Source organism: Oerskovia sp. NPDC056781 (assembly GCF_042789955.1).
GTDB lineage: Bacteria > Actinomycetota > Actinomycetes > Actinomycetales > Cellulomonadaceae > Oerskovia > Oerskovia rustica.
The window spans coordinates 1-8892 of sequence record NZ_JBHUAD010000166.1; the positions used below are offsets into that span (position 1 = coordinate 1).

The window sequence follows — 8892 nt, forward strand, 5'->3', positions numbered from 1 at the left end:
CCCCTCGTGCGTCTCCTCGACCAGAGGGTTCAGAGCAGCGCGAGCGCCGTGAGCGCGTCGCGCGTCACGTCCTGCGCCGTGAGGCGGTGCGTGGCCTTGACCTGGTCGATCGACATGTGGTCCAGGAAGACCGTCGGTAGCCCCAGCGGGACGACCGGGACCGTGACCCCGGCCTCGACCGCACGCTGCCCCAGGAGCGAGCCCACGCCGCCGTCGGCCAGGCCGTCCTCGATCGTGACCACGAGGTCGTGCTCGCCCGTGAGCTTCACGAGCGCCGACGGCATGGGCAGGACCCAGGTGGGCGACACGACCGTGACGTCGAGCCCGTGGGCCGCGAGCGCCTCACCGGCGGCCATCGCGGTGCCGGTCATGGACCCGACGCCCACGAGGAGCACCCTGCGGGTCGCGGCACCCGCCCTGGCGGCCTTCTTGGCCGGGACGGCGTCGTGGCGTGCGACGACGTCGACGCCGTCGAGCGTCTCGATCGCGGGGATCGGCTCGACGACGGCCCCCTTGGGGTAGCGCACGACCGACGGCGCGTCGTCGATGTCGACCGCGTGGCGCAGGGCGTCGCGCAGCGTCGGCTCGTCGCGCGGCGCGGCCAGGTGCAGGCCCGGCACGATGCGCAGCATGGCCATGTCCCACATGCCGTTGTGGCTCGCGCCGTCCTCGCCCGTGATGCCCGCACGGTCGAGCACGAACGTGACGCCCGCCTTGTGCAGGGCCACGTCCATGAGCACCTGGTCGAACGCCCGGTTGAGGAAGGTCGCGTAGACCGCGACGACCGGGTGCAGGCCCGCGAAGGCCATGCCCGCGGCCGAGGTCGCGGCGTGCTGCTCGGCGATGCCCACGTCGAACGTGCGCTCGGGGAACGCCTCGGCGAACGGCGCGAGGCCCACGGGGTGCAGCATGGCCGCGGTGATCGCGACGACGTCGGGGCGACGACGCCCGATCTTGACGATCTCGTCGGCGAAGACCGAGGTCCAGCCGAAGCGCGAGGGTGCGACGGGCAGCCCGGTCTCGGGGTGGATCTGGCCCACCGCGTGGAAGCGGTCGGCGACGTCCTGCTCGGCCGGGGTGTACCCGCGGCCCTTCTCCGTGATGACGTGCACGATCACGGGCGCGCCGTACGAGCGGGCCCGGACGAACGCGTGCTCGAGCGCCTCGATGTCATGACCGTCGACCGGGCCGACGTACTTGATGCCCAGGTCCTCGAACATGCCCTGGGGCGCGACGACGTCCTTCAGGCCCTTCTTGAGCCCGTGCAGCCACTCGTACGCGAAGCGTCCCGGGGCGCCCGAGCGCGAGAGCGTGCGCTTGCCCCAGTCGAGGAAGTTCTCGTACCCACGGGTCGTGCGCAGGGTCGACAGGTGGTGCGCCATGCCGCCGATGGTCGGCGAGTAGGAGCGGCCGTTGTCGTTGACGACGATGACCAGGCGGCGGTCCTGGCTCTCGGCGATGTTGTTGAGCGCCTCCCAGGCCATGCCGCCCGTGAGCGCGCCGTCGCCGATGACCGAGACGACGTGCCGGTCCCGCAGGCCACGCACCACGTTGGCCTTGGCGATCCCGTCGCCCCAGCTCAGCGCGGTCGACGCGTGCGAGTTCTCGACGATGTCGTGCGGCGACTCGGCGCGGCTCGGGTACCCGGACATGCCGTCGCGCTTGCGCAGCGCGGAGAAGTCCTGGCGGCCCGTGAGCAGCTTGTGCACGTACGACTGGTGGCCCGTGTCGAACACGAACGAGTCCTTGGGCGAGTCGAAGACCCGGTGCATCGCGAGCGTCAGCTCGACGACGCCGAGGTTCGGCCCGAGGTGCCCGCCCGTGCGGGAGACGGCGGAGACGAGGAACTCGCGGATCTCCGCGGCGAGGGTCTCCACCTGCTGGGGGGTCAGTCGCCGGAGGTCCTCCGGGGACGTGATGCTGCTCAACAGGGTCATAACCGCTCCGTTCCGCCTGCCATTCGACTAGCCCGACAACTCTAGGCCGTCAATGAGGGTGCTCGCGCCCGGAAAGGGCTGGTCACGACGTCTGCACGTGCTGGGCACCCGATCCGCCCTCCCCCTCTCGCATCCCTCCGTAGACTGCTGTGGTGCGCTTCCTGCCGGGCCAGCGGCCCACCACAGACCTGACCTACGGCGACGTGTTCCTCGTCCCGTCCCGCTCCGAGATCACGTCGCGCTTCGACGTGGACCTGTCGTCCGACGACGGCACGGGCACCACGATCCCGCTCGTCGTGGCGAACATGACGGCGGTCGCGGGCCGGCGCATGGCCGAGACCGTCGCGCGGCGCGGCGGGATCGTCGTGATCCCGCAGGACGTGCCGACCGACGTCGTCGCGGACGTGATCACCGACGTCAAGAGCAAGGACCCCGTCATCGAGACCCCGGTCGTGGTCTCCCCCACCGACACGGTGCACACCGCCCTGACGCTCATCGGCAAGCGGTCGCACGGTGCGGCCGTGGTGCTCGAGGGCGACCGCCCGGTCGGCGTCGTCACCGAGGCCGACTGCCTGGGCGTGGACCGCTTCACGCAGGTCCGCCAGGTCATGTCCGCCCAGCCGCAGGTCGTCGAGGCCTCCATGGTCACGGGCCCCGGCGGCCTCGAGGCCGCGTTCGACGAGCTCCACCGCTCGCGCCGCAAGGTCGCGCCGGTCGTGCGCGACGGCCGGCTCGTGGGCGTCCTGACGCGGCGCGGCGCGCTGCGCTCGAGCGTCTACTCCCCCGCCCTGGACGGCGCGGGCCGGCTGCGCGTCGCCGCGGCCGTCGGCATCAACGGCGACGTCAAGGCCAAGGCCGCCGAGCTCCTCGCCGCGAGCGCCGACGTGCTCGTGGTCGACACGGCCCACGGCCACCAGGTCAAGATGCTCCAGGCCCTCGAGGCCGTGCGCTCGCTCGACCCGCAGGTCCCGATCGTCGCGGGCAACGTCGTGACGGCCGACGGCGTGCGCGACCTCGTCGCCGCGGGCGCGGACATCGTCAAGGTCGGGGTCGGACCGGGAGCCATGTGCACCACGCGCATGATGACGGCCGTGGGTCGCCCGCAGTTCTCCGCGGTCCTCGAGTGCGCCGAGGCGGCGCGCGAGCTGGGCAAGCACGTGTGGGCCGACGGCGGTGTGCGCCACCCGCGCGACGTCGCCCTGGCCCTCGCGGCGGGGGCGTCCCAGGTCATGATCGGGTCCTGGTTCGCCGGGACGCACGAGTCCCCGGGTGACCTCCACGACGACGGCACGGGCCGCCTCTACAAGGAGTCGTTCGGCATGGCCTCGGCCCGTGCGGTCGCGGCGCGCACCGCGGGCGGCTCGCCGTTCGACCAGGCCCGCAAGGGACTGTACGAGGAGGGCATCTCGTCGTCGCGCATGTACCTCGACCCGGCCCGTCCGGGCGTCGAGGACCTGATCGACGAGATCACCGCGGGACTGCGCAGCTCGTGCACGTACGCGGGGGCGGACTCTCTCGCCGCGTTCGCCGAGCGCGCCGTGGTCGGCATCCAGTCGGCCGCTGGGTACGAGGAGGGGCGCCCGCTGCCCGCGGGCTGGTGACGGCCGACCCGTCCGCGAGGTCGGCCCGCGCCGAGCTCGCGGCCCTTGCCCGGGACGCCTCGCCGTGGCCGCGCCCGTGGCGGTACGCGATCGGCACGCTCGACGAGTCGCGCGTGCGCCAGGCCGCGGTCCTCGTCCTGTTCGGCGTGCTCGACGACGTCCTGGCCGTCCGTGACACGTCCGGGCGGGACGCGACGGACGACGCGCCGGACTCCCCCGTGCCTGCCGACCTCGACGTGCTCCTGCTCGCCCGCGCCTCGACGCTCAGCCACCACCCGGGCCAGGTCTCGTTCCCCGGGGGACGGCTCGAGGACACGGACGCGGACCTGGTCGACGCGGCCCTGCGCGAGGCCGTGGAGGAGACGGGGCTGGACCGCGACGGGGTCGAGGTCCTGGGCGCCCTGTCCCCGCTCCCCCTGCCCGTGAGCAACCATCTCGTGACACCGGTGGTCGCGTGGTGGGCGCGGCCCACACCGGTCGCGGTCGTCGACTCGGCCGAGTCGGCGCACGTCTTCCGGGTGCCGGTCGCGGACCTGACGGACCCCGAGAACCGCCGCACCGCCGTCGTGCGCCGGGGACGCAGCACGCACAAGAGCCCGGCATTCCTGGTGTCCGCGGACGGGCGCGAGCACCTCGTGTGGGGGTTCACGGGCGCGATCCTCGACGCGCTCCTGGACCGGCTCGGATGGGCCGAGCCGTGGGACGCGGCGCGCACGGTCGAGGTGCCGGTCTGATCGTGGGTGTCGCGGGCCCCCGCCGCTTCGCCGCGTGGCGCGCGTCCCGGACCCGGGTGCATGCGACGACCTGGGTGCGTGCCAAGCCGTCGCACCGCTAGGGTTCCTCCGTGCCCGACATGCCCTCCGCCGACGTCGACGTGACCGTCGAGCTCGTGCGTTCCCTGCTCGCGGCCCAGCACCCCGACCTGGCCGGCCTGCCCCTGGAGGTCGTCGCGAACGGCTGGGACAACGTGGTGCTGCGCCTGGGCGACGACCTGGCCGTGCGGGTCCCGCGACGCGACCTCGCGGCCGCGCTCGTGCGCCACGAGCAGGCGTGGCTGCCGACGCTCGCGCCCCGCCTCCCCGTCCCTGTGCCGGCCCCGGTGCGGGTCGGGCTCCCCTCCGACGGCTCCACGGGTCCCGCGTTCCCCTGGGCCTGGAGCGTCGTCCCGTGGTTCGACGGGCTGAGCGCCCTCGCCGTGGGCCGAGCCCTGCGCCGCACGTTCGCGCCCGACCTCGCCGCCTTCCTCGCAGCCCTGCACGTCCCCGCCCCGCAGCAGGCGCCCGTGAACCCGTTCCGCGGCGTCCCCCTGGCCGCGCGCGACGCGTCGGTCCGGGAGCGCCTCGCGTCGGGCCGCGTGCCCGACGACGGCGCTCTCCTCGCACTGTGGTCCCGCCTCGTCGAGCTCCCCGCCTGGGACGGGCCGGCGCTGTGGCTGCACGGCGACCTGCACCCGGCGAACCTGGTGCTCGCGCCCGGCGACCACCGGCTGGGGGCCGTGGTCGACTTCGGGGACATGACGAGCGGCGACCCGGCCACCGATCTCGCGACCGCCTGGCTCACGTTCGACGCCGCGGGCCGTCGGACCTTCCGCGAGGCCGTGACGGCCCGGTGCGGCACGGACGACGCGACGTGGGAGCGAGCCCGCGCCTGGGCCCTGGTCCTCGGCACGGCGTTCGCTGCCCACTCCGACGACAACCCGTCGTTCGCCGAGCTGGGCGCGCAGACGCTCGCGCAGGTGCTCGGGGACGACTGAGCCGCCCGTCCCGGGGCGCACGGCGCTCCGCCGACGGACGACCGCGATCGCGACTCGGGCCCGAACCCGAACCCGAGCCGAGCCCGAGCCCTCTTCGCGAGATGCTGCGCGTTGTCGGTCATCGGACACGGGACCCGACAACGAGCAGCATCTCGCCGACGAGCCATGCGTGCCACCGGCGCCCAGCGGCGAGATACTGGCACATGGCCACGGACAACAAGACCCGCCCGCACGACGGCGACGTGGACGCGTTCCTCGCGACCGTCACCCACACGGTCCGCCGACGCGACGCGGACACTCTGCTCGCCCTCATGCAGCGGGTCACGGGCGAACCGCCCGTGATGTGGGGGCCGTCGATCATCGGGTTCGGCCAGTACCACTACGAGTACGCGAGCGGCCGCCAGGGCGACGCGGGGGCGGCCGGGTTCTCGCCGCGCAAGGCCGCGTCCACGGTCTACCTGCCCGACGGGACGGCCGCGCACCAGGATCTGCTGGACCGCCTCGGCCCGCACACCGCGAGCCTCGTGTGCGTATACCTCAAGGACCTGTCGACGAACGACCTCGACGTCCTGGAGGAGATCGTGCGCCGCTCGTACGCCGCCGTGACGGCGGGCACCTTCACGCAGCGGGCGCGCGACTCCTCGTCCTGACCGGAGAACGACGACAGGGCGCCCCACCCGAAGGTGGGACGCCCCGTCCTCGTGCGCTCCGGGCGGGGTGCGCGGCGCCGTCGGGCATCCGGGAAGCTCTCCCAAGCCCGACGACGCCGCCCCCGCGGCGGACCCTCGTCAGTCGTTGACGAGCGAGCGCAGCACGTACTGCAGGATGCCGCCGTTGCGGTAGTAGTCGGCCTCTCCGGGGGTGTCGATGCGCACGACGGCGTCGAACTCGACCGAGGTGCCGTCGGCCTTGGTCGCGGTGACCTTGACCGCCCGGGGCGTCGTGCCCTCGTTGAGCGCCGTGACGCCCGAGATGTCGAACGTCTCGGTGCCGTCCAGGCCCAGCGACCCTGCCGACTCGCCGGCCGGGAACTGCAGCGGCAGGACGCCCATGCCGATCAGGTTCGAGCGGTGGATGCGCTCGAAGCTCTCGGTGATGACGGCCTTGACGCCCAGGAGCGCCGTGCCCTTGGCGGCCCAGTCACGCGACGAGCCGGAACCGTACTCCTTGCCACCCAGGATGACGAGCGGCGTGCCGACCGCGGCGTAGTCCTGCGCGGCGTCGTAGATCGTGTCCTGGGCGTTCTTCACGAAGTTGAACGTGAACCCGCCCTCGACGTTGTCGAGGAGCTGGTTGCGCAGACGGATGTTCGCGAACGTGCCGCGGATCATGACCTCGTGGTTCCCGCGGCGCGAGCCGTAGGAGTTGAAGTCGCGACGCTCGACGCCGTGCTCGGCGAGGTACACACCAGCCGGGGAGTCCGCCTTGATGGACCCGGCAGGGCTGATGTGGTCGGTCGTGACCGAGTCGCCCAGCTTGGCCAGCACGCGGGCACCCGAGATGTCGGTGACCGGGGAGGGCTGTGCCGACATGCCCTCGAAGTACGGGGGCTTGCGGACGTAGGTGGACTGCTGGTCCCACTCGAACGTGTTGCCCTCGGGGGTGGACAGGGCGCGCCAGCGCTCGTCGCCCGTGAAGACGTCCGCGTAGTCCTTGGTGAACATCGCGCGGTCGATCGACGAGTCGATCGTCGCCTGGACCTCTTCCGGCGTGGGCCAGATGTCACGCAGGAAGATCGGCGAGCCGTCCTCGTTGCGACCCAGCGGGTCGTGCTCGAAGTCGAACTCCATGGTGCCCGCGAGGGCGTACGCGATGACCAGCGGCGGGGAGGCCAGGTAGTTCATCTTGACGTCGGGGTTGATGCGCCCCTCGAAGTTGCGGTTGCCCGAGAGCACCGAGACGACCGACAGGTCGTGCTCGTTCACGGCCTCGGAGACCTTCTCGTCGAGCGGGCCCGAGTTGCCGATGCACGTCGCGCAGCCGTAGCCCACGAGGTGGAAGCCGAGCTTCTCGAGGTAGGGCCACAGGCCCGCCTTCTCGTAGTAGTTCGTGACGACCTGCGAGCCCGGTGCCATGGAGGTCTTGACCCACGGCTTGGCCTCCAGGCCCTTCTCGACGGCCTTCTTCGCGAGGAGCGCCGCCGCGAGCATCACGGACGGGTTGGACGTGTTGGTGCACGACGTGATCGAGGCGATCGCGACCGCGCCGTGGAACAGGTCGAACTGCTTGCCGTTGGTGTCCGTGACAGGCACGGTCCGGCGCCCGTTGGCGTGGATCGCGGGCGAGTCGGAGGCCGGGAAGGACTCCTTCTCGGCCTCGTCGACCACGTCGACGACCTCGGGGGCGTAGGTCGGCAGGTCGCGGGCGAACGCCGACTTGGCGTTCGACAGCTCGATGCGGTCCTGCGGACGCTTGGGGCCGGCGATCGAGGGGACGACCGTCGAGAGGTCGAGCTCGAGGTACTCCGAGAAGACCGGCTCGACGTAGCTCGGGTCGGTCGGGTCGAGCCAGAGGCCCTGCTCCTTGGCGTAGGCCTCGACGAGCGCGAGCTGCTCCTCGGAGCGACCGGTCAGGCGCAGGTAGTCGACCGTGACCGAGTCGATCGGGAAGATCGCGGCGGTCGAGCCGAACTCGGGGCTCATGTTGCCGATCGTGGCGCGGTTGGCCAGCGGCACGGCCGCGACGCCGGCACCGTAGAACTCGACGAACTTGCCGACGACGCCGTGCTGGCGCAGCATCTGCGTGATCGTGAGGACGACGTCGGTCGCGGTCACGCCCGAGGGGATCTGTCCGCTGAGCTTGAAGCCGACGACGCGCGGGATGAGCATCGAGACGGGCTGGCCGAGCATCGCTGCCTCGGCCTCGATGCCGCCCACGCCCCAGCCGAGCACGCCCAGGCCGTTGACCATGGTCGTGTGCGAGTCGGTGCCGACGCAGGTGTCGGGGTAGGCCCTCAGGACGTCCCCGCCGGCGGTGCTCACGGTGCGCGTCATGACGGTGCGCGCCAGGTACTCGATGTTGACCTGGTGGACGATGCCGGTGCCCGGGGGGACGACCTTGAAGTCGTCGAACGCCGTCTGGCCCCAGCGCAGGAACTGGTAGCGCTCGTGGTTGCGCTGGTACTCGAACTCGACGTTGCGCTCGAACGCGTCGCGGCGACCCGCGACGTCGATCTGCACCGAGTGGTCGATGACCATCTCGGCGGGCGCGAGCGGGTTGATGCGCGACGGGTCGCCACCGAGGTCGGCGACGGCCTCGCGCATGGTCGCGAGGTCCACGACGCAGGGAACGCCCGTGAAGTCCTGCATGATGACGCGACCCGGCGTGAACTGGATCTCGGTGTCGGGCTGCGCGTCGGGGTCCCAGGCGGCGATGGCGCGCACGTGGTCCGCCGTGATGTTGGCGCCGTCCTCGGTGCGCAGGAGGTTCTCCGCGAGGATCTTCAAGCTGTACGGGAGGCGCTGCGCGCCCTCGACCGCGGAGAGACGGAAGATCTCGTACGAGTTCTCACCGACCTCCAGTGTTCCCTTCGACCCGAACGTGTCGACGCTGCTCACGGTTGCTCCTTCTACCTGGCGAGGGTGATGACGACCACCGCGGC

The 8892-nt window shown here is 72.2% G+C and carries 6 protein-coding genes; 4 read left to right on the top strand and 2 right to left on the bottom strand.

Going from position 1 to position 8892, the window contains the following annotated elements:
• Window positions 1–29 precede the first annotated feature (29 nt).
• The gene (dxs, locus tag ACFRCR_RS13675) at window positions 30–1937 is read right to left on the bottom strand and encodes a 1-deoxy-D-xylulose-5-phosphate synthase (RefSeq protein ID WP_377678244.1); all 1908 of its coding nucleotides are present in this window, start codon (window positions 1935–1937) and stop codon (window positions 30–32) included.
• A gap of 152 nt (window positions 1938–2089) precedes the next feature.
• On the opposite strand from dxs, the gene ACFRCR_RS13680 reads away from it, so the two are divergent.
• The 4 genes from ACFRCR_RS13680 (at window position 2090) to ACFRCR_RS13695 (ending at window position 5941) form a co-directional block, all read left to right on the top strand.
• A complete protein-coding gene (locus ACFRCR_RS13680) occupies window positions 2090–3538 on the top strand; it encodes a GuaB1 family IMP dehydrogenase-related protein (protein WP_377678246.1) in 1449 nt (482 codons plus the stop codon).
• Entirely contained in the window at window positions 3535–4272 is a 738-nt protein-coding gene (locus ACFRCR_RS13685; protein WP_377678247.1) for an NUDIX hydrolase, read from the top strand. The genes ACFRCR_RS13680 and ACFRCR_RS13685 overlap by 4 nt, the downstream gene beginning before the upstream one ends.
• Window positions 4273–4391: 119 nt before the next feature.
• On the top strand, window positions 4392–5291 hold the full coding sequence (locus tag ACFRCR_RS13690) for an aminoglycoside phosphotransferase family protein (RefSeq protein WP_377678251.1): 900 nt from the start codon (window positions 4392–4394) through the stop codon (window positions 5289–5291).
• Between the two features lie 203 nt (window positions 5292–5494).
• Window positions 5495–5941 carry a DUF1801 domain-containing protein gene (locus ACFRCR_RS13695; protein ID WP_377678248.1) on the top strand — a complete coding sequence of 149 codons (447 nt, stop codon included), beginning with the start codon at window positions 5495–5497 and terminating at the stop codon, window positions 5939–5941.
• A 138-nt stretch (window positions 5942–6079) separates the two neighbouring features.
• On the opposite strand, the gene acnA is transcribed toward ACFRCR_RS13695, so the two are convergent.
• A complete protein-coding gene (gene acnA, locus ACFRCR_RS13700; protein ID WP_377678249.1) occupies window positions 6080–8848 on the bottom strand; it encodes an aconitate hydratase AcnA in 2769 nt (922 codons plus the stop codon).
• Window positions 8849–8892: the final 44 nt, after the last annotated feature.